The sequence below is a fragment of the Halanaerobium sp. genome (genome assembly GCF_003070835.1).
Genome location: NZ_QBLR01000498.1, coordinates 1 through 1,129, shown reverse-complemented (window position 1 = coordinate 1,129; position 1,129 = coordinate 1). Strand labels below are relative to the sequence as shown.

The 1,129-nt window shown below is 32.7% G+C and carries 1 protein-coding gene; it reads left to right on the top strand.

Annotated elements, in window-relative coordinates; genetic code table 11:
- Window positions 1-798 (top strand): LysR family transcriptional regulator (locus CI949_RS20785; protein WP_290769949.1); only part of this gene is annotated, 798 nt, incomplete at its 5' end.
- Window positions 799-1,129: the final 331 nt, after the last annotated feature.

Sequence of the window (1,129 nt, the reverse complement as noted above, 5' to 3'; positions counted from 1 at the left end):
GATAGTTTAACAATTGAGGTTAAAAATCTGGAAAAAGAATTAAAAACTGAATTATTCATTAGAAGCACCAAAAAAGTACGGCTAACCGAAGCGGGGAAAATACTATTTGAGCATATTGAGCCGGCTTTTAATTTAATTGAAAGTGGAGAAAAAAGCATCAGAGAAATCAATTCTTTAGAAAGAGGAGAAATTCATATTGGTGCTAATGATACAATCTCTAAGGATTATCTGCTTCCTTATTTAAAAAAATATCATCATCTTTACCCAGAAATACAGATTCAGATTACAAATAGAACCTCCAGCACCTGTATTGACCTCCTGCAGCAGAACAAAGTTGATCTAATCATCAGCAATCTTCCCAATCCAAAAATCACTGATCAGATGGAATGTCAGGAAATTTTCAGTTTTAATGATATTTTTATAGCAGGCAGTGAATTTAAAGACTTGAGAAAAAAAGAAATTAAACTGAGGGAAATACAAAATTATCCTCTCTTAATGCTGGAAGCAAAAACTACAACCCGAAAATTTCTGGAGAATGCTTTAACTAAACTGGATATCGAAATTGAGGCTGCAGTTGAACTCGGAAGTGTTGACTTATTAATCGAAATGACAAAAATTGGTCTTGGTATTGCTCTGGTCCCCGAATACTGTCTCGACCTCAAAGAAGAAGGTTTATTTGCAGTTAAGACAAAAGAAAAACTGCCAGCAAGAAAACTGGCAGTGATGAAAATGAAAAATATTCCAATTTCAAAATCAGCAGATAAATTTATACAGATAATTACTGATGGGCTTTATTAATAAAAACAATGAACAAATATCCTTCGGACAATCTGCAGTACAGTAAGATTAAATTTTCTTGATAGCGGAAATTATGAAGCTATAAAATATTACCCACAACAAACCATTAGGTATAATTTCCTGGCTAATAGAAAATTTGAGCCATTCTAACTAAAAATAATTATTTAAGGTCTTCATAAAACTTTCCAGCTAATTCAAATTTTGAACCCCTGTATTTAAGCAAATTAACATCTTTTCTGCAGGCCTTTTTAACCGCTATTTGTTCAAAATCCTTACCTTCTACTAAAATAACAGCTGAAATATCAGCTAACAGAGCCACACCAACAGTCAC